18 protein-coding genes are annotated in these 18,132 nt (G+C 73.5%); 11 read left to right on the forward strand and 7 right to left on the reverse strand.

Annotation, left to right across the window (positions count from 1 at the left end; translation table 11 throughout):
• Nucleotides 1-35 precede the first annotated feature (35 nt).
• On the forward strand, nucleotides 36-554 hold the full coding sequence (locus AB5J87_RS02915; protein WP_369373561.1) for a MerR family transcriptional regulator: 519 nt from the start codon (nucleotides 36-38) through the stop codon (nucleotides 552-554).
• 5 nt (nucleotides 555-559) lie between these two features.
• Nucleotides 560-805 (forward strand): hypothetical protein, encoded by a 246-nt coding sequence (locus AB5J87_RS02920; protein ID WP_369373563.1) that lies wholly within the window; start codon nucleotides 560-562, stop codon nucleotides 803-805.
• A 45-nt stretch (nucleotides 806-850) separates the two neighbouring features.
• Here the strand turns inward: AB5J87_RS02920 and AB5J87_RS02925 are convergent, their stop codons facing one another.
• Nucleotides 851-1,480 carry a TetR/AcrR family transcriptional regulator gene (locus tag AB5J87_RS02925; RefSeq protein ID WP_369373565.1) on the reverse strand — a complete coding sequence of 210 codons (630 nt, stop codon included), beginning with the start codon at nucleotides 1,478-1,480 and terminating at the stop codon, nucleotides 851-853.
• A gap of 67 nt (nucleotides 1,481-1,547) precedes the next feature.
• Between AB5J87_RS02925 and AB5J87_RS02930 the strand changes: the two genes are divergently transcribed.
• A complete protein-coding gene (locus AB5J87_RS02930) occupies nucleotides 1,548-3,017 on the forward strand; it encodes an FAD-dependent monooxygenase (protein WP_369373567.1) in 1,470 nt (489 codons plus the stop codon).
• A 105-nt stretch (nucleotides 3,018-3,122) separates the two neighbouring features.
• Nucleotides 3,123-3,899 carry a MerR family transcriptional regulator gene (locus tag AB5J87_RS02935; protein WP_369383338.1) on the forward strand — a complete coding sequence of 259 codons (777 nt, stop codon included), beginning with the start codon at nucleotides 3,123-3,125 and terminating at the stop codon, nucleotides 3,897-3,899.
• A gap of 113 nt (nucleotides 3,900-4,012) precedes the next feature.
• Here the strand turns inward: AB5J87_RS02935 and AB5J87_RS02940 are convergent, their stop codons facing one another.
• Nucleotides 4,013-5,284 carry a serine hydrolase domain-containing protein gene (locus tag AB5J87_RS02940; protein WP_369373569.1) on the reverse strand — a complete coding sequence of 424 codons (1,272 nt, stop codon included), beginning with the start codon at nucleotides 5,282-5,284 and terminating at the stop codon, nucleotides 4,013-4,015.
• A 443-nt stretch (nucleotides 5,285-5,727) separates the two neighbouring features.
• The gene (locus tag AB5J87_RS02945; protein WP_369373571.1) at nucleotides 5,728-6,429 is read right to left on the reverse strand and encodes a L,D-transpeptidase family protein; all 702 of its coding nucleotides are present in this window, start codon (nucleotides 6,427-6,429) and stop codon (nucleotides 5,728-5,730) included.
• A 200-nt stretch (nucleotides 6,430-6,629) separates the two neighbouring features.
• Between AB5J87_RS02945 and AB5J87_RS02950 the strand changes: the two genes are divergently transcribed.
• Nucleotides 6,630-7,394 (forward strand): hypothetical protein, encoded by a 765-nt coding sequence (locus AB5J87_RS02950; RefSeq protein ID WP_369373573.1) that lies wholly within the window; start codon nucleotides 6,630-6,632, stop codon nucleotides 7,392-7,394.
• A gap of 299 nt (nucleotides 7,395-7,693) precedes the next feature.
• The gene (locus tag AB5J87_RS02955) at nucleotides 7,694-9,853 is read left to right on the forward strand and encodes a choice-of-anchor A family protein (protein ID WP_369373575.1); all 2,160 of its coding nucleotides are present in this window, start codon (nucleotides 7,694-7,696) and stop codon (nucleotides 9,851-9,853) included.
• Between the two features lie 36 nt (nucleotides 9,854-9,889).
• Here AB5J87_RS02955 and zapE read toward each other — a convergent pair whose 3' ends face one another.
• Entirely contained in the window at nucleotides 9,890-10,963 is a 1,074-nt protein-coding gene (gene zapE / locus AB5J87_RS02960) for a cell division protein ZapE (RefSeq protein ID WP_369373577.1), read from the reverse strand.
• A 93-nt stretch (nucleotides 10,964-11,056) separates the two neighbouring features.
• Nucleotides 11,057-11,989: an aminoglycoside phosphotransferase family protein gene (locus AB5J87_RS02965; protein ID WP_369373579.1), complete on the reverse strand. Its 933-nt coding sequence runs from the start codon at nucleotides 11,987-11,989 to the stop codon at nucleotides 11,057-11,059.
• Between the two features lie 205 nt (nucleotides 11,990-12,194).
• Here AB5J87_RS02965 and AB5J87_RS02970 point away from each other — a divergent pair, with 205 nt between their 5' ends.
• The 4 genes from AB5J87_RS02970 (at nucleotide 12,195) to AB5J87_RS02985 (ending at nucleotide 15,086) form a co-directional block, all read left to right on the forward strand.
• Nucleotides 12,195-12,581 (forward strand): VOC family protein, encoded by a 387-nt coding sequence (locus AB5J87_RS02970; protein WP_369373581.1) that lies wholly within the window; start codon nucleotides 12,195-12,197, stop codon nucleotides 12,579-12,581.
• Nucleotides 12,578-13,225 (forward strand): TetR/AcrR family transcriptional regulator C-terminal ligand-binding domain-containing protein, encoded by a 648-nt coding sequence (locus tag AB5J87_RS02975; RefSeq protein WP_369373583.1) that lies wholly within the window; start codon nucleotides 12,578-12,580, stop codon nucleotides 13,223-13,225. The genes AB5J87_RS02970 and AB5J87_RS02975 overlap by 4 nt, the downstream gene beginning before the upstream one ends.
• A 92-nt stretch (nucleotides 13,226-13,317) precedes the next feature.
• Nucleotides 13,318-14,574 carry a hypothetical protein gene (locus tag AB5J87_RS02980; protein ID WP_369373585.1) on the forward strand — a complete coding sequence of 419 codons (1,257 nt, stop codon included), beginning with the start codon at nucleotides 13,318-13,320 and terminating at the stop codon, nucleotides 14,572-14,574.
• Nucleotides 14,575-14,627: 53 nt separating this feature from the next.
• Entirely contained in the window at nucleotides 14,628-15,086 is a 459-nt protein-coding gene (locus tag AB5J87_RS02985; protein WP_369373587.1) for a hypothetical protein, read from the forward strand.
• A gap of 55 nt (nucleotides 15,087-15,141) precedes the next feature.
• Here the strand turns inward: AB5J87_RS02985 and AB5J87_RS02990 are convergent, their stop codons facing one another.
• Complete coding sequence (locus AB5J87_RS02990; RefSeq protein WP_369373589.1) at nucleotides 15,142-15,999, reverse strand: carboxymuconolactone decarboxylase family protein; 858 nt, start codon at nucleotides 15,997-15,999, stop codon at nucleotides 15,142-15,144.
• Nucleotides 16,000-16,154: 155 nt separating this feature from the next.
• On the opposite strand from AB5J87_RS02990, the gene AB5J87_RS02995 reads away from it, so the two are divergent.
• Nucleotides 16,155-17,123, forward strand: a complete 969-nt coding sequence (locus AB5J87_RS02995; protein WP_369373591.1) for an SMP-30/gluconolactonase/LRE family protein — start codon at nucleotides 16,155-16,157, stop codon at nucleotides 17,121-17,123.
• Nucleotides 17,124-17,257: 134 nt separating this feature from the next.
• Here AB5J87_RS02995 and AB5J87_RS03000 read toward each other — a convergent pair whose 3' ends face one another.
• Entirely contained in the window at nucleotides 17,258-17,791 is a 534-nt protein-coding gene (locus tag AB5J87_RS03000) for an FABP family protein (protein ID WP_369373593.1), read from the reverse strand.
• Nucleotides 17,792-18,132: the final 341 nt, after the last annotated feature.

The raw sequence follows: 18,132 nt of genomic DNA on the forward strand, positions 1-18,132 counted from the left end.
TCCGGCGGAACGGGGGGATGGGCATGGAATCGGACATGGACATGAATACGGGCACAGGCACGGGCATGGGCACCGGGGTGAGCGCGGGCGGGGACACCGGCGCACGGATGACGATCGGGCGGCTCGCCGAGATCACCGGAGTGCCGGCGTCGGCCATCCGCTACTGGGAGCGCCACGGGCTGCTGCCCGCGCCGGAGCGCCAGAGCGGGCAGCGGCGCTATCCCCCGGAGGCAGCCGGGCGGATCGTGATCCTCCGTAAATGCCAGCAGGCGGGGCTGACGCTGGTCGAGATCAGAGAGTTCCAGCAGGAGCAGACGCGCAGACAGACGATGATCCGCGCCAAGGTCGCCGAGATCGAGCAGCGCATGGTCGACCTCGAACACGCCCACCAGCTCTTGAACCACGCCCTGCTCTGCGGCGAGCAGGACATCGTCCGATGCCCGAAGTTCCAGGAGCAGATGGCGACCTGGGGCGTGCCGGGCCCGGCCCCCGGCGCGTCGGCGGCCGGCCCGGAGGCCGGATCCGCCCCGGACGCCGCCTCCCCACTACCCTGACCCGCATGGATGCCTGGCCGCCGGAGCTCGACCCACTGCCCTCGCCCGCGCCCGTGTTCCAGCCGGAGATCACCTACGCCGAGTGCCGCAAGTGCGGCACCCTGGTCGCCGGGCTCGACGGGCGCTACGCCTGCGGTGTGTGCGGGTGGACCAACGACTGGTCCGAAGGGCACCGGCCGCTGCCCCACGCCGACGACGACCCCGACTACCCGGGGCCGCACACGACTCCGCGCAATCCGCTGAGCCACTGAGCCGCCGGGCCGCCCGGCGCGGCCGGAGGGCGCCGCCGGGCCGGGTCAGCCCTGCCGCCCCGGCCCCTCGCACAGCAGGTCGTACGCCCGCTCGGCCGCGCGTACCGCGAGCGGGTACTGGTCGTCGGCCGTTGTGCCGTCCGCCAGGCACTCCTGGTTGACGAGCGACAGCTCCCGCTGCACCACGATGACCTGGGCGGCCACGAGGCGCGCGTCCAGCGGATCGAGGCCAGCCTCGCGCAGCGCCCCGGCCAGCGCGTCGCTGCCGCGCGCCGTGTACCGGGTCATCCTCGCCGCCAGGCTCTCCGTTTCGAGGATCATGCGCAAGAACGCCATGACCTCGGGGTCGTCGCACAGCCCCGTGTTCGGCTCGCGGCGCGCCAGGGCGTCGAGCAGAGCCGCCCGCAGCGCCTCCAGCGGAGCCTGACCGGCCGGACGGGCGCGCACGATCCGGGCCGCCTCGCTCTCGTGGTCGGCGAACCGCTGGAGGACGAGGTCCTCCTTCGTCGGGAAGTACGCGAAGAGGGTCCGCCGGGAAACCTCCGCCACCTCCGCGATCTCGGTGATCGAGACCTGGTCGAAGCCCTTGTCGAGGAAGAGCCGGACCGCCGTCTCCGCGATCGTCTCGCGGGTGCGTTCCTTCTTGAGTTCCCGCAGGCCCATGCGCTGATTCATGCACTCAGTCTACCTCGTGGTAGACTGAGTGCAGAATTGCACCCAGTTCTTCTTTTCGGAGGTCGTCGTGCGGAGTGAAGTCATCGTGGTGGGCGCGGGCCCGACCGGCCTGATGCTGGCGTACGAACTGACGCTGGCCGAAGTCCCGGTCGTCGTCCTGGAGAGGCGGCCCGCCCCCAGCCCCCAGTCCCGCGCGGGCTCGCTCCAGCCGCGCACCGCCGAAGTGCTCGACCTGCGCGGACTGCTGGAACCGCTGCTCGCCCGGGAGCCGTCCGAGAGCGCGAGCGGCGGACACTTCGCCACCCTGCCCGTCGAGCTGGACTGCGGCAGCTGGCGCACCCGCTACCGGTGCCCCGTGAAGGTCTCCCAGGCCCGCCTGGAGGCCCGTCTCGAACGGCTCCTCGGCGAGCGGGGTGTGCCCGTGCTCCGCGGCCGGGAGGTGACGGCGGTCGCGCAGGATTCCGAGGGGGTCACCGCCGAGTGGCGCGCGGTCGACGACGCCTCCGCCACCGGGTCGGTCCGGGGCGGCCACCTCGTGGCGTGCGACGGCGGGCACAGCACGGTCCGCCGGCTCATGAACGTCCCCTTCCCCGGCCAGGAGCGCCGGATGTCCGCCGTGGCGGCGGACCTCACCCTCACCTCCATGTCCGCCGAAGTCCCCACGGAGGAAGGGCACTTCAGCCAGTACACGCGCGTGGCGGGCGGCTTCCACTCGATCCTGCACCCCATCGGACCGGACCTCTACCGGATGCTGTTCGGCAGGGTCTCCGGGGAGGTCCCGGACCACTCGGCGCCGGTCTCCCCCGACGAGGTCCGCGAAGCGCTGCACGCCGTGTACGGACCGGACACGGAACTGGGCGAGCTGCGCGCGGCCTCCCGCTTCGGCGACGCCGCACGCCAGGTCACGCGGTACCGGGAGGGCCGGGTGTTCTTCGCCGGGGACGCGGCGCACATCCACATGCCGATCGGCGGCCAGGGCGTCAACCTGGGCATCCAGGACGCGGTCAACCTGGGCTGGAAGCTCGCCGGCACGATCCGGGGCTGGGCCCCCGCCGGTCTGCTCGACAGCTACCACGAAGAGCGGCACCCGGTCGCCGCGCGCGTGCTGCGCCACACCCGCGCCCAGAACGCGATCATGAACGTGGGAGGGGACGAGGACCTCGGCGCGGTCCGCGAGCTGGTGACCGAGCTGCTGCGGCTGCCCGACACCAACCACTATGTCTCGGGCATGATGTCCGGCCTGGACCTCAGCTACCCGGGCGTCGGGCCCCGGCTGATCGACGTGGAGCTGACCACCGAGGACGGCCCGACCCGGGCGAGCCGGCTGATGCGCTCGGGCCGGGGGCTGCTGCTCTCCCTGGACGGCCGGCCGAGGCCGGTCGGCAAGCGTGCCGACCGCGTCGAGCACATCATGGCGAAGACCGAGGAGGACCTGGACGGCGCCGGTGCCCTGCTGGTCCGCCCCGACGGATACCTCGCCTGGACCGACACCGACGGCACCCCGCTCCAGGAGGCGCTGGCCCGCTGGTTCGGCTGAGGTACCCACGGCCCGCCGGGCCGGTCGGCTTGCGGTTTCCGCTGCGTCAACTTCTACGGTCGTCAGGTGGCCGGAAACACCGGCCCGGCGATGAGAGGCGGGACCATGGCCTGGTCGATCGCGGAGGTGGCCCGGATGTCCGGGGTGACCTCCCGGACACTGCGGCACTACGACGAGATCGGCCTGCTGCCCCCCGCGGGCATCTCCGGCAACGGGCACCGCTACTACGAGGACGCCGACCTTCTGCGGCTCCAGCAGATCCTGCTGATGCGCGAACTGGACCTGGGCCTGCGCGAGATCCGGGCGGTCCTGGACAGCCAGGTCGACCGGGTGACCGCACTGCGCGAGCACCAGCGGCGGCTCCTGGAGGAGCGGGACCGGCTGGAGACACTGGCCCGCACCGTGGGCCGGACCATCGCCGAACTGGAGGAGGAGAAGGACGACAACATGACGAGGATCAACAGGCCGGAGAACCTCTTCGAGGGGTTCGGGGCGTCCGACCCCGAGATCGAGGCCGAGATCGAGGCGGAGGCGCGCGAGCGCTGGCCCGAGCACTGGGAGCAGTCCCGGCGGGCCGCCGAGTCGATGACCGCCGAGGACCAGGAGCGGTGGCAGCGCGAGGCGACGGCACAGATGATCCGCCTCGCCGAGTTCATGGTGGCGGGCGCCCCGGTCGACGACCCCGCCGTACAGGCCGAGATGGAGGCGCACTACCGGAGCGTCTGCCGCTTCTGGACGCCGAACGCGGTCGCGTACAAGGGGCTGGGCCAGACCTATGTCGACGATCCGAGGTTCCGGGCGAACTTCGACAAGATCGCCGACGGGCTCGCCGCCTACCAGCGCGACGCGATGGTGCGGTACGCCGACGCACGGCTGGGCTGATCCCCCGCTCGCGCCGCCGGGGGCCGCGAGCCCCCGGCGGCGGACGGAGCGTCGGCTCCGGGCCGCCCGCGCTCGGCGCGCGGACGGCCCGGCCCCTCGGACGTCCGGCCGGATCAGATGCGGCTGTCGTCCACGGCGGGGACCCAGCGCGCGTCGTTGCCGTTCAACTGCGCGTCGCCGGTCAGCGAGCGGCGCAGCTTGGGCGCGGGGGCCGGGGCCTTGCCGCAGAACGCGGGCTCCAGGGTGTTGGTCAGGGCCTGGGTGACCGTGCCGTTGTTGGAGGCGTTGGCGAAGAGCACCACCGTGCGCTTGCCGTCCCGGGTGGTGAAGGTCTGCGTCTGGTAACCCTGCACGATGCCACCGTGGCCGAGTACCTTGCCGCAGGTGAGAGCGATCTCGCGGACCCCGAGGCCGTAGCTGACCTTGGCCGTGGGCGTCGGCAGGACGCTGGTCATCTGCTTCAGCGACTCGTCGGAGACCAGCCCGCCGGAGCTGCCCGCCATCACCGTGGTCATGAAGCGGTCCAGGTCGCGCGCGGTGGAGACCACGCCGCCCGCGGCCCAGATCCACGACGCGGTCTGCTCGGTCGAGTCGAGCAGCGGCTTGCTGCGGTCGTCGTTGGTCAGGTACCCGGTGACGTGTGCGCCCGCGATGGCCTTCGTGGGCACGGTGAACGACGTCTGCCGCAGCTTCAGCGGCTCGAAGATCTGCTCGCGCAGGACATCGGCGTACGGGCGTCCGGTCAGGTGCTCGACCGCCAGGCCCATCAGGAAGAAGTCGGTGTTCGAGTACGAGTACTTGGTCCCCGGCGTGTACTGCAGCCCGTGCTTCACCGACATCGCCACGAGGTCCTTGGGATCGTAGACGTTGTTGCGGATGCGCTTCTCGAAGGCGTCGGTGGTCTCCTCACCGGCCTGCTCCAGCAGGTCGTTGGTGTGGTCGTACACACCGGCGCGGTGCTCCATGACCTGACGGGCCGTGATCGCCCAGCTGTCGGGGACCGTTCCGGCCGGCAGGTAGTCGCGCAGCGGCTTGTCCAGGTCCATGCGGCCCTGTTCGACGAGACGCATCACCAGCACGGACGTGAACATCTTGCTGTTGCTGCCCACCCGGAAGCGCCAGTCGGCGTTCATGGGCGTGCCGTCCAGGTTGGCCTTGCCGGCGGTGAGCGTCCGGTTGAGCTCGGGGTTGCCGTGGTCCCGGATCACCGCGAACGCGCCCGGCGCCCCCGAGTCAAGGACGCGCTGCAGCCCGTCCCGCACCCCGGCGAGGTCCGGGTCGTTGCCCTGGGCCTGCGCACCCGTCGCCGCCACCGCGCTCCCGGCGACGAGCGCCACCGTGGCGGCGAGCGTGGTCACCGAACGCGCGAGCTTGATTCCAGCCATATGTGAAGTACCTCTGTTTCCCGGGGGCTTGTCCGCTGCCCCGGAGTCGTAGCGTCCATACAGGTGAAGATCGTATAGGGACGTACGGGGCGGACCGGCCCACTACCGCACGGACCCCCACGACCACCTCCCGCGACTGCCCCCGGCGGCGGGCAGCGCGATGCCCCCGGAGCCGAACCCGCTCCGGGGGCATGTGTGGTCAGCGGCCGATGGCCGGCGCGTCAGCGCGGTCAGCGGTCGATGGCGGGCGGGCGGCAGCCCTCGGGGACCGCCGTCTCCCGCAGGTGGTACGTGCCTCGCGACAGACCCGGTGACGTCCACGGATCCGTCCGCGCGGGCGGCGCGGGCGCAGGTGGTCGGGGTGTGGCGACCACTGGTGAGGTCCGGTCAGTACGAGGGCGCCGTACGCCGGAAGCGGTTCACCCGGACCGCCCTTCGGGGCGTCAGGTCGCGGGCTTGCGGCCCCAGATGAAGACGGCGTCGCCGAGGTCGACGGTGTTCCACAGCACCCGGGCGTTCTCCAGCTGGAGGTTGATGCAGCCCGCCGAGCCACCGCCGTTGAAGAGGTCGCCGTACACGCCGTGGAACGCCTGGCCGCCGGAGAAGTACTGGGCGTACGGCATGGGCGCGTTGTCGTAGAGCTCCGAGTAGTCGTCGAGACGGCGTTCGGTGATCTCGTGCCAGCCGTCCCGGGTCTGCTGGCCCCAGCGGCCGGTGCGCACCGCCACCGCCGGATAGATCACCCGGCCGTCGCGCTGCACCCAGAGCAACTGGCGGCCGAGGTCGACGCAGACCAGCCGTCCCGCGTGGCGCGGGCACTTGCCCGCCTTGTTGGGGGCGCGCCGCTCCTCGACCACCAAGGTGGCGCGGTAGGTGGCCAGGCTGGCGTAGCCGTCCGCCGGGCTGATGCCGTTGCGCTCCTGGAAGGTGCGGATCGCGGCGCAGTCGGCGGCCGACTCGCGCCCGTCGGCGGGCAGGTGGAGGTACTGCTCCAACTGCCACTGGTACGGGCCGGTGTCGGCGGTGCACGCGGGCGCGGCAGCCGCGGGCGCGGTCGCGGCGGCGGGAGTGGCCAGGCCCAGCGCGCAGGCGGCGAGCGCGCCCAGGAGCATCGGCAGGCGGGAACGGCGTATGCGGGCGGTCATGACGGGCTCCAGGTCGCTGTCCTGCGGCGACGGCGTCCCGTACCGGCGCCCTGCGGCCATTCGAGCACGGCACGCCGCGCGCCGCCCCGGCGTGTGGGCCATCCGGGTGCCGCCCCGGACCGGCCGGGCGCGGCTGAACGGCCGACCCGGCCGTGTCACACCCGCTCGTACCGCGCGGCCGATGGTGTGCTGAGCCGGTGATGGGACAACCGAACCGCCGGGCCGTGCGCCGCGGCGGGTGCGCCGCGCTGCTCGCGGCCGGGCTGCTGCTGGGCACGACGGCGTGCGGAGCCGACGACGGGGCCCGGCCGGTGACCCTGGCGGAGGCCCAGCGGCTGTCGCTGGCACGGCTGTCGGTGTACGAGAGCGGCCCGGCGGCCGTCCGGCTGCGGGTCCCCGTGGCGGACACCGACATCAGTGTGGAGGCGGTCGTCGACTACGCCGCCCACCGCGCGTCCGGCAGCTACCGCGCGCTCGGCCACGAAGGCAGGCTGGCCTGGGACACGGCCGCGGTGTCGGTCTCCCCCGGGGAGGCGTCGGCCCGGGCCGGCGGCCGGATCCGCTGGTCCCACCGCTCCTACACCCACGACCCGCTGGACCGCGCCCTGCGGCTGGTGCTGGCCCTGGGCAGCGACCACCCGGAGAACGCCCAGCTGCTGGCGCGGTCGGGGCCGAAGTGGCTGGGCGAGGACCGGATCGGGCGCCGGGCCTACACCCGGTTCGCCGGACCCCGGCCCGCGCGCCCGTCGGTCGGCCTGGGCAGGCGCGCCCCCGAGCCGTCCGGGCCCGCCGACCCGGCCGCCCCGCCCGTCACCTACTGGGTCGACGGCACGGGTTCGCTGGGGCGGGTGGAGGCGCGGCTGATGGGCGCCGGCGAAGAGGCGACGACGGTGGACTTCACCGGCCGCCGCGCCCCGCTGCCGCCCGGCCCCTGGCCGTCGCCGGTGGCTGCGCCGTCGGGCTGAGCGGCCGGACCCGCTCGGCTCACCGCCGCCCGGCGCCGGCACCGGACACCCCGTCAGCGTGGGCCGTCCGGGCGGACCGTTCACGGGGCGCGCGGGGGCCGTCGCCGCGCGCGGCATGGAGCTGTGCGCGGCCGGGCCGGGGGGCGGCTCTGGTCCTTTGCGGTGGTCTTCACCTGCGACACCTGCCGGGTCGGGGGGCTGCGGCCGCTCCCGTGTGACGCTGACCCCGAAGGGGGATCATCTGACTGCTCGAGGAGCTGATTGTTCCGGTGTTCCGTGTCTCCCAGGTCCGCCCCGGCGTGAGAGCGCTCAGGCTGCTGCTGACCGCGGCCGTGGTGTCGGTGGGCGCCCTGCCCGCGTCGGCCTCGGCCGCGCCCGGCACGCCCTCGCCGATGTCGGCCGCGAGGGCCGCGCTGGCCGCCAAACCCCTGCCCGGCGGGCTCGGCCCATGCGTGCCGGGCGTCTGTCCGCCCAACGGGGTGTACCCACCCATCAACAACGACCCGATCAGGTTCCGTGACAACGGCATCAACGTATACGTCGGCGGTGACTTCCTCGTACGCGAGAAGGCCGCCGAGGCCGAGGGCCGGGTCGTCGTGCTCGGCAAGTTCGACCAGAACAAGGCCGCGGGCGTCAGCGGCATCTACAACGTCGGTGAGGCCGGGGTCGGCTCCCGGGTCGCGCCGCCGGTCGGCGCCGACTGGCTGACCACCGGGGGCGACATCACCGTCGCCGCCGGACAGCGGCTGCTCGCCGAACAGGGCGTCGTACGCCACGCGGGCGCCGTCAGCGGCACGATCCTCGCCCAGCGGATCGAACGCGACGCGGAGGCGGCCCGGCCCTACCGGGCGCTGCGCGGCGAGCTGACCACGGCCAGCCAGTGCTACGCGCACCCGGACGGCCGGCCGCGCCCCGCCACCGGGACCGCCACCCACTCGGGCGGGCAGACGCTGTTCACCGGTGACAACACCTCGAAGCTCCAGGTGTTCAACGTGGACTTCGACATGCAGGGCGCCACCGGCGGGCAGGAGGGCATCGCGTTCCGGAACATCCCGGACGGGGCGACCATCCTGATCAACGTGGTCGGTACGCAGCGGACCATCAACACCTACAGCGGCACGATCGACGACTCCAGCGACTTCAACAAGCTGCGCAACCGGCTGCTGTGGAACTTCCCCGACGCCACGTCGGTCGACCTGAAGGGCACCGGCCAGTTCCAGGGCAGTGTGCTCGTCGGCAACCAGGCGTCCACCACGACGCTGACCCTGCCCGGCATGAACGGGCGCATGTTCACCACCGGGTCCCTCACCCACAGCAGCCCGGCCTCGGGCGGCGGCGGCCAGGAGATCCACAACTACCCCTTCGAGGGCGACCTGCCCGACTGCGGCACACCGGTGCCCACCGAGGGGAAGGTCAAGGTCCTCAAGACGGACGAGGCCACCGGCAAGGCGCTGGCGGGCGCGGTCTTCGAGCTGTGGCACGAGACCAACGGCGTCCCCGGACTCCAGACGTCGGGTGCCGACGCCGATACCAAGGTGGGCGCCGCCTGCACCACCGAGGCGGCAGGGACCTGCGAGCGCACGGTGCCCGTCGGCACGTACTACTGGCGGGAGACCAGGGCGCCCCAGGACTACCTGCTGCCCAACCCCGACGTCTTCGGCCCGCTGGTCCTCACCGAGGCCAACGCGGAGCGGGGCGTCACGGTGACCGCCCACAACCGGCACCGGCCGGTGGAGCCCACCGAGGGCGACGTCAGCGTCGTCAAGAAGGACGCGTCCACGGGCAAGCTCCTGTCCGGGGCGGTCTTCGAGCTGTGGCACGAGACCAACGGCGTCCCCGGACTCCAGACGTCGGGTGCCAGCGCCGACACCATCGTGGGCGCCGCCTGCACCACCAACGGCTCGGGGCTGTGCCGCCGCACGGTCGCGCTGGGCACCTACTACTGGCGCGAGACCAAGGCGCCGGACGGGTACGACCTGCCCTCCCCGGCGGTCTTCGGCCCGCTGGTGCTCACCCCGGCCAACGCCGCCCAGGGCGTCTCGGTGGACGCCCGCAACACGGTGCACGCCATGCCCGAGCCCAGGGGGTCGATCACGGTCGCCAAGACCGACCAGCAGAGCGGTGACCCGCTGCGCGGCGCGGTGTTCCGTCTGTGGCACGAGACCAACGGCGTCCCCGGGCTCCAGATGACGGGCACCCACCCGGACTCGGCCGTCGGCTCCGGGTGCGCCACCAGCGGCGCGGGCCGGTGCGTCTTCGGCGACCTGCGGCTCGGCACGTACTACCTCCAGGAGACGGCCGTGCCCGAGGGGTACGAGCGTCCGAGGAACCCCGTCACCGGCCCCTACCAGGTGACGGCGTCCAACGCCGCCACCGGCGTCACCGTCCGCCTCGCCAACAAGCGCGGTGAGCCGGACAAGGGCAAGGGCGGAAAGGGAGGCAAGGGAGGCAGGGGCTGATACCGCTCCGGGGGCGCGCGGGCCGGTCCGTCCGGCTCACGCGCCCCCGGGCCGGTCCGCCCGCCCGAGCAGGGCGAGGCGGCTCGCCGTGCGGTCGGCGTCGCGCGTCGCGGCGGGGTCGTCGGCGTAGCCGGTCAGGGGGTCGGAGCCGATGAGGATCAGGCGCAGGTCCCGGTCGCAGGCGACGTCCACGAGGTTCGCGAACCGCTGCCGGCCGTCCGCGGTCGCCTCGGCGAGCGGGGGCAGGCCGTCCAGGACGAGCGTGCCGAAGACCTCGGCGAGCGCCAGATAGTCGGGCACCGCCGTCGGCGTCTCGCACAGCACGTCGAAGCCGAACCACACGAGGTCGCCGCGGACCGCGCGGGCGGGCAGCTCCCGCAGATGGGCCGGGACCGAGGCCGCCTCGGCGGGCGTCGGGACGGGAAGGCCGAGGGCCAGGGGTCCGGCGTCCCCGACGGGCAGGCACAGTCCGGCCGCGAATCCGGTTCCGCCCGCGCCCGGCGCCGCGGCGAGACGGCGGAAGTCCACCGGGCCCGAGACGTCCAGGACGTCCATCCGCTCCTCGATGAGGGCGATGGTCGGCTCGAACAAGTGGTGGTAGAGCGGATTCGGCATCAGTCCGGCGGGCGGGTGGTTGGACGTGGTGACCAAGGTGATGCGCCGGTCGAGCAGGGTGCGGAAGAGCCGGGCGATCAGCATCGCGTCACCCGCGTCGTGCGCGTGGAACTCGTCGAAGACCAGGACCCTGCTGTCCCCGAGCAGCTCGTCCAGGGCGCTGTCGACGGCGCTCTGCTTGTCCTGGCGGGCGCCCGGCCGGACCACTCCGTCGTGCAGGCGCCGGAAGAAGTCGTGGAAGTGCAGACGGCGTTTGCGGCCGGTCGGCAGGCCCTCGTAGAAGGTGTCCACCAGCCAGCTCTTGCCGCGGCCCACCGGCCCCCAGACGTACAGGTCGCGGGGTGGTCTGGGAAACGTCCAGACCGGCCGGGCGAGTTCGCCCGCCAGCCGCGACAGCCGCTCCACGGCGGCCCGCTGGGCCGGGGCGAGGACGAAGCCCCGCCGGGTGGCCGTCTCGTGGAAATGGTCGCGCATCGCCGCTTCGCGCTTGTGCACCGTACTGCTCCCCCGTGCCGGAAAGGGCCATGATCGCATCGGGAACGGGCCCGGCCACGGGCGGGGCGCGGGCGGGGGTTCATGGGCAGCCCCTCAGCCCGCTTCGGTGAGCAGCGTCGCCAGGTGGTCGGCGAACGCGGTGATCCACTCCAGCTCGGGGCCGCCGCGGGCTCCGCGGAAGCCGTGCCGGCGCGCCCAGAACGCGGCCTGCACGGCGTGCAGTTGGGACCAGCGCCAGACGCGTTCGCGGTCCACCTGCGCCGCCTCGGCGAACACGTCGACCACCCGGTGGGCGGCCTTGCCCAGGTCGTCGGCCCCGACGAGGGCGAGCGCGCGCGACTTGAGCAGGGTGCCGCCGTCGTGGGCGGGGTCTCCCGCGTACCCCTTGGGGTCGACCGCCAGCCACGGTTCGCGCTCGGCGCGCAGGATGTTGCGGGCGTGCAGATCGCCGTGGACGAGGGTGTCGGGCTGGACGCGGCCCAGGTCGCGTACGGTGTCGAGGGCCGCGTCCAGGACCCGGGGCGAGAGGGCGTGCGCCAGCTCGTCGGCGTCCTTGCGGAGCTCCGCCTCCCAGTCGTCCGCCCGGTCGCCGAGCCGCGGCAGGGCGGCCGGTGCGGGCACGGCGAGCCGATGGCTCAGCCGCCCGGCGACGGCCACCACCTCGTCGCCGTCCACGAGCTGTTCGAGCGTCGTGGGGAGCGCCCGCTCCAGCAGCATGGCGAAGCGCGTGTCGTCCCGCTCGTACAGCCGGACCGCGCCGCGCCCGCCCCATGCCTCGAACGCGTCGGGTTCGTGGACGTTGCCGGGGTGCGGGAAGGAGACCTTCAGCACGGCGGCCCCTTCGGCCGGCCGCCGCACGGGGACGATGACGCCGACCCCGCCGTGCGTGACGTCACCGTCCGGCACGCACTCCCACGTTTCGAGCAACTCATCGACGATCAACGGCAGTTCCGCGAGCCAGGCCGATCCCGCCTCGCCCTCGCGCTCGACGGTGGTCCGCGTGAACTCCTCGGGTGTCACGATCATCCCGGCACCTTACGCGCCATCGCTCCCCGCCCGGAAAGCCTCCCTGCCCACACCTCCCATGACACCCCCTCACCCCACTGCCGCGTCACGCGAACCACATCCCCCTCGGCTCTTCCCCCGGCCCCACTTTCCTTGTTACGATCCGATCCGGTTCGAATCGAAATCTCGATCGGCCGCCATCGGACTCGACGAAAGGCTCACGGTCATGCTGCGTGTCAAGGACTTCGACCACCTCGTCCTCAACGTCCAGGACGTCGAGCGCGCCCTCGCCTTCTACACCGACACCCTCGGCCTGGAGCCGGTCCGCGTCGAGGAGTGGCGGGCCGGGAAGGTGCCCTTCCCCTCCGTCCGGGTCAACGCGAACACCATCATCGACCTGTTCGACCGGCCGCGCGGCGAGTCCAACGTCGACCACATCTGCCTCGTCGTCGAACCGCTCGACTGGCAGGAGGTCATCGACGCGGGCCTCCTCACCGTCACCGAGGGCCCCGTGCCGCGCTTCGGCGCGCGCGGCTCCGCCACCTCCGTCTACGTCCAGGACCCGGAGGGCAACACGGTCGAGCTGCGCTGGTACCCGCAGGACGCCGAGTGAGCGCGGCGGCGGGACGGCCCCGGGACCCGGCGATCGACGCAGCCGTCCTCGCGTCCACCCTCGACATCCTGCGCGCCGACGGCTACTCGGGCTTCGCCCTGGAGGCCGTCGCCGCGCGGGCGGGGACGACCAAGGCGGCCATCCGCCGCCGCTGGCCGGTGCGGCAGAACCTCCTCATCGACGCACTGGCCTCGATCCTGGACATCCCCCCCGTCCCGGACAACAACTGCACCCGCTGCGACCTCATGCAGACCGTCGAGCTGCTGGACGAGGCGCTGCACGAGCGGCTGCCCCGGGGGGTGCTCGCACCACTCGTCGCCGACTGCTCGCGGGACGCGGAGCTGCACCGCAGACTGCTGGACGTACTCGTACTGCCCAGCAGGCGCGCGGCCACCTCCGCCGTCGAACACGCCCTGGGGCGGGGGGACTTGCGCCCGGACGTGGCACCGCACGTCCTGGTCGACCTGCTCGCCGCCTCGGTCTACCAGCGGGCCCTGCTCGGTGACACCGCCGCCCGTCCCTCGGCGGCCGACGTCGTGGACCTGCTGCTGCGGGGGGCCGCCGTGGACTTCGAACGGCTGGTGCGCATCAGCCGGACCCCGGCCCACCTGCGCGGCCACCCGGACGGACACACACCGTCCTGACCTGGGGGTACACCGCGCACCGCGCCTCGCCGCATGCGTACCATCTCGGTCTGCGGGGGCGCATCGGACTCCCGGCAGCGGGAGAGGGAACCATGGCGATCACAGACACCAACGGGATAGACCTGTCCGGGGTGTCCGGCAGGCTCATCCAGACCGTGCCGTTGACGAAGAACCCGGCGCCGCAGGCGTTCGCCTCGGACCCGGTCAACGGGCACGTCTTCGTTCTCCAGATGGAGAGCGCCGCCATGACCCCGGCCGGGAACATGTACCTCAACCGCATCGACCGGCAGAGCGGCAGACTCACCGGCAGCATGTACCTCAAGGGCTTCGGACACGGCATCTCGATGGGCGCGGAGCCGGTCGGGACCGATACGTATCTGTGGACCGAGGTCGGCCCGGTGTCGCCCAACGACGGGGTGAGCACCAGCTTCGGCACCGCCGTCACACGGTTCGCCTTCGTGGACGGCGCCACGCTGGACCAGGCCGACGTGGCCCCGGAGAAGAAGTTCACGCCGCCCGGCGGGCGCAGCACCGGCCCCTCGGTGGACTTCGCCAACAACGTCCTGACCATCGTCCACATCCGGGACAAGGTCCGCTGCTTCACCCGCTACGACCTGGCGAAGGCCGGCCGGGGCGAGTGGGTGGAGGTCGGGAGCACCTTCCAGCTGCCCGCGGGCGCCGAGACGGGCCTCACCTTCCAGGGGTACACCGTGCTGGGCGGCGTGCTCTACGTGTACCAGTGGCAGAAGGACCCGGCGACCACCTACCCGGGGACCGCGTACATCACCTCCTACTCCCTGGACACCAAGGAGAAGCTGGACTCGCAGGTGGTGACCGGCGCCGACGGCCTGCCGCGGCGCGAGCCGGAGGGGCTCGCCGTGGAGGTCGACCCGGCCACCGGCGAGACCCGGCTGCTGTTCGGCTTCAGCGACACCGTCCCCGGCACCACCGGGCGCCGCAACGTCACCGTCTGCTGGTATCCGACGGCTCCGGCGGTCGACGGTGTGCGGGTGCTCTCCGACTGGGTGGACCTCACCCCCGCCGCCGGGGTCAGGCCGGGCGCCCAGGCACCGCGCGGCAGGCTCATCGCCCTCGCCGGGACCACCCACCTCCAGCTGCGGGGCACGGTGACGTGCGCCCTCACGGCCGACGCCCTCATCGCCACCCTGCCGCAGCGGCTCTTCCCCACCCGTACCGTCCGGCAGAACGTGCCGCGCAACATGAACACCGGGCGCGGCGTGTGCCGGATCGAGGCGAACGCCCTGGGTGAGCTGTGGGCGTACGGCGCCACCGGCGACAACCCCATCACCTGGATCGACCTCGACTGCGTCTCGGTCGCCTGGCGATGACAGCGCCGCACTCGCCGCGCCCCCACCACCCCTCGCCCTCCGGAGAAACCGCCATGTCCCCGCGTTCCACCAGCCGCCGTTCCCTGCTCGCCACCGCACTCGCCGTACCCACCGCCGCCGTCGGCGCGCCCCTGCTCTCCGCGACGCCCGCCGCCGCGGCACCGGCCGGAGTCGTGACGGTGGTGGACTGGAGCGACGTCGCGCTCGCCGCGGGCATCACCGCCCAGGCGCCCGTGCAGGCCCGGGTGGTCGGCATCGCGGGCACGGAGTTCCTCCAGCTGCGCGGTACGGTCGGCTGCAGCCTCACGGCCGACGCCCAGCTCGGCACGCTCCCGGTGGCCATCCGCCCGCCGAAGACCACCCGGGGCATCTGCCCGCGCAACAACAACACCGGCATCAACGCCACCCGCGTCGAGGCGGACACCGCGGGCCGCGTGATGGTCTACGGCCCGCTCGCCGCCAACCCGGTGACGTGGATCCAGCTGGACAGCTTCTCCTCGGTGCTGCGCTGACGGAAGCCGGGCGGGGGCGGGGTGTGCCCCGCCCCCGCCCCGTTCCCGCCACCTCTCACGAGGCGTCCCGCTCCGCGAACACCTCGCGGGCGGCGGCGATGCCGTTGAGCGCGGCGGGGAAGCCCGCGTAGGCCGCCATCTGCGTGATCACCTCGACGGCCTCCTCACGGGTGCCGCCGACGTTGAGCAGGCCGTGGACGTGCACCCGCAGCTGCGGGGCGGCGGTGCCGAGGGCGGTGCACATGGCCACGCTGGCCAGTTCCCGGAGCTTGAGGTCGATCCCGGGCCGGCAGTAGATGTCGCCGAAGACGAACTCGATGAGATAGCGCGCCAGATCGGGCGCGATGTCCCGCAGGGACGTCACCACGGCGTCACCCGCGTGCCCGTCCACCTCGGCCAGCCGGGCGAGCCCGCGCGCGTACCGGTCACCGGCGTCGGGCCGCTCGCCCGGCCCGGTGGGCTCGACCGACGCGGCGGGCTCGTAGGCGAGTTCGGGGCGCGCCCGGAACGCCTCGCGCGCCACGGCGAGGCCGTTGAGCGCGGCGGGCATCCCCGCGTACACGGAGGCGTGGATCAGCAGCTCGACGATCTCGGCCGGGCTCACCCCGACGTTCAGCGCGCCGTCGATGTGGAAGCGCAGCTGCGGGGCCGCCGTGCCCATCGCGCAGAGCGCGGCGACGGTGGCCACCTGGTGCTCGGCCAGGGTGAGCCGGTCGTTCGCCAGCAGCTCCCCGTACGCGAACGCCACCGTCATCCGGCCTAGGTCGGGCGCGATGTCGGCGAGGGCGTCCAGCACGGCGGGCTGCTCCCGGCCGCCGACCTTGCGCAGCAGCTCAAGGCCGTTCTCGAAGCGGTCGTCGGCGGTGGAACGGTCGGCGGCGGAGGGGGATGCGGACTTCGGTGCGCTGTTCATGCGGCCGAATGTAGAACTTGGAGCGCACTCCAGCACAAGCGAACCGCCCGCCGGAAATGCCGCCGCACCCCACCCCGCCTGTCGCCGCACCCGTCGCGTACTGGAGGATCCCTCATCCAGGATCCGCCAACCAGCCAGTGCCAGAAGGGGAATTGATGAGGCCCACGCACGTACGGCACCACCCCGGGGCACACCGGCCACGCCGCGCCGCCCTGCCGGCGGTCGCGCTCGCCGCGACCGCGGCCTTCCTCGCGCCCGCCTCCGCGCAGGCGGCCCCGGCCTGCCCGGACGCCGGGTCCGCGGCGCAGCCGGTCGAAGTGGCGCAGCTGCCCGACTGGGTCGAGTCGGTCATCGTCGACGCGCAGGGCCGGATGTTCGTCACGGCCTACTTCACCGGGCGCGTCTACCGCATCGACGCGCCGGGGAGCACACCCGTCGCCCTGACCGGCGACATCGGCGCCAACGGCGGGATCGTCGTGCGCGCGGACGGCTCGCTGCTCGTCGGGACCGGCAACGACATCGCCCACTCCCTCACCGGCGACGCCTTCCCGACGTCCCGGCTGCTGGAGGTGGACCCGGACTCGGGCGCCGTCCGCACGTACGCGTCCGGGCTCGGCGGCATCGACGGCGTCGCCCTCGCGCCCGACGGCACCGTCTACACCACCACGGTGGGCGGCCGGAACATCGGCCGGGTCACTCCCGACGGCCGGGTCGACCCCGCCTGGGCCCGGGTGCCGCAGCCGAACGGGATCGCCGTGGCGCCCGGCGGGAGCGAGGTGTACGTCATCCAGACCACCGTCGCCCCCGGGCTCTACCGGATCGCCGCCGACGACCCGGCGCACCCCCGCCGCTGGGTCTCCCCCGGCCCGGCGGACGCCCTCGCCCTGCCCGACGGCCTCACCCTCGACAGCCGGGGGCGCCCGCTGGTCGCCACGCATGCGGCGGGGCAGATCTGGCGCGTCGAGGACGGCGCGCTCTGCGCGGTCCAGTCGGGCATGTATCTGTCGACCCAGATCACCTACGGCCACGGCACCCAGGGCTTCTCGGCCGGGAAGCTCTACCGGGCCGGGGTGAACGGGAAGATCTACGAGATCCCGGCCGGGTACGACCCCTCGGCCGGGTAGCCGCCCGCACCTGCCGTCGGGTGCGGCCCCGGGGCCGCGCGGCCGAAGCCATGGCGCGACCCGCGGGTGGCGTGTCCGGAAACACCCGCACCGGGCCCCTCGCGTCCGCCCTGATCCCGGCAGGCGGATCCGCGCTACGCGGTCCCGCGCCGCAGGCGGGCCGAGAGGTGGTGCTGGAGCGGCCGGCCGACGGCCGCCAGCTCGTGAACGAAGACGAGCGTGCCGTCGTCGGCCCGGGTGTAGCGGCGCCGAGTGGCGTCCACCTGCTTGGCGGTGGGGGTGCGGGCCACCTGGTGCGTGGCGAGGTCGGCCTCGCCCTCGGCCGCGCCGCCGACCGCGATCTCGGCGATGCCGGTGGGCTGGGTGATCAGCGCCTCGACGCGCCCGTCGGGCTGCAGCCGCCACCAGCCGCTCTCCCGCGCCGAGGGCCGCAGCGGCGCACCCTCACCGTCGATCAGCCAGGCACGCGCCTCGTACCGCAGGAACGGCCGCCCGTCATGGCTGAACGTCACCTCCTGCGCGTACGCGAAGTCCTGATCGAGCGTCGGGTACTCGCCCCGGCCGGTGCCGTGCCACGTGCCCAGGAGCCAGGCCACCGGCGCGAGCAGCGCGTGCGGGGCGGGCGCGGCGTCCGGCCGGAGGCTGTCGGGGTACGGGCTCGTGGACATCGCTGCGGGGTCGAACACGGGGTGCGCTCCAGGGGTCGGGGGCGGAGTTCCAGGGGGCAGCCTAGGGCGTCGCCGAGTGCCCGCCACCGCGCGCTCGCGTGGCGGCTCGCCGTCCACGACGACGAGGAAGGGACGGCCCCGGCGCGGCCGGGCCGCTCGACGCGAGGCCCGGGGCACGGCTCGACTCGCTCCCCGCCGGACCGGGGGCGCCGCTCGACTCGGTCCACGGCCGCCCCGGGGCACCGCTTGACTCGTTCCGCGGCGGGAGCGCACCCTGGATCCACGGGGTACACATCGGACATACATCTACATCAGCCACGCGTCGTCGGCACCGCTGATGT

The organism is Streptomyces sp. cg36, assembly GCF_041080675.1.
Taxonomy (GTDB): domain Bacteria; phylum Actinomycetota; class Actinomycetes; order Streptomycetales; family Streptomycetaceae; genus Streptomyces.

Excerpts from the sequence above, each read along its gene's own strand:
- AB5J87_RS02970 (WP_369373581.1), top strand. The coding sequence starts at position 12,195 with ATGCTGCGTGTCAAGGACTTCGACCACCTCGTCCTCAACGTCCAGGAC.
- AB5J87_RS02915 (WP_369373561.1), top strand. The coding sequence starts at position 36 with ATGGACATGAATACGGGCACAGGCACGGGCATGGGCACCGGGGTGAGC.
- AB5J87_RS02925 (WP_369373565.1), bottom strand. The coding sequence starts at position 1,480 with ATGAATCAGCGCATGGGCCTGCGGGAACTCAAGAAGGAACGCACCCGC.
- AB5J87_RS02990 (WP_369373589.1), bottom strand. The coding sequence starts at position 15,999 with ATGAACAGCGCACCGAAGTCCGCATCCCCCTCCGCCGCCGACCGTTCC.
- AB5J87_RS03000 (WP_369373593.1), bottom strand. The coding sequence starts at position 17,791 with ATGTCCACGAGCCCGTACCCCGACAGCCTCCGGCCGGACGCCGCGCCC.
- AB5J87_RS02965 (WP_369373579.1), bottom strand. The coding sequence starts at position 11,989 with ATGATCGTGACACCCGAGGAGTTCACGCGGACCACCGTCGAGCGCGAG.
- AB5J87_RS02995 (WP_369373591.1), top strand. The coding sequence starts at position 16,155 with ATGAGGCCCACGCACGTACGGCACCACCCCGGGGCACACCGGCCACGC.
- AB5J87_RS02950 (WP_369373573.1), top strand. The coding sequence starts at position 6,630 with ATGGGACAACCGAACCGCCGGGCCGTGCGCCGCGGCGGGTGCGCCGCG.
- AB5J87_RS02935 (WP_369383338.1), top strand. The coding sequence starts at position 3,123 with ATGGCCTGGTCGATCGCGGAGGTGGCCCGGATGTCCGGGGTGACCTCC.
- AB5J87_RS02980 (WP_369373585.1), top strand. The coding sequence starts at position 13,318 with ATGGCGATCACAGACACCAACGGGATAGACCTGTCCGGGGTGTCCGGC.
- AB5J87_RS02940 (WP_369373569.1), bottom strand. The coding sequence starts at position 5,284 with ATGGCTGGAATCAAGCTCGCGCGTTCGGTGACCACGCTCGCCGCCACG.
- AB5J87_RS02985 (WP_369373587.1), top strand. The coding sequence starts at position 14,628 with ATGTCCCCGCGTTCCACCAGCCGCCGTTCCCTGCTCGCCACCGCACTC.
- AB5J87_RS02945 (WP_369373571.1), bottom strand. The coding sequence starts at position 6,429 with ATGACCGCCCGCATACGCCGTTCCCGCCTGCCGATGCTCCTGGGCGCG.
- AB5J87_RS02920 (WP_369373563.1), top strand. The coding sequence starts at position 560 with ATGGATGCCTGGCCGCCGGAGCTCGACCCACTGCCCTCGCCCGCGCCC.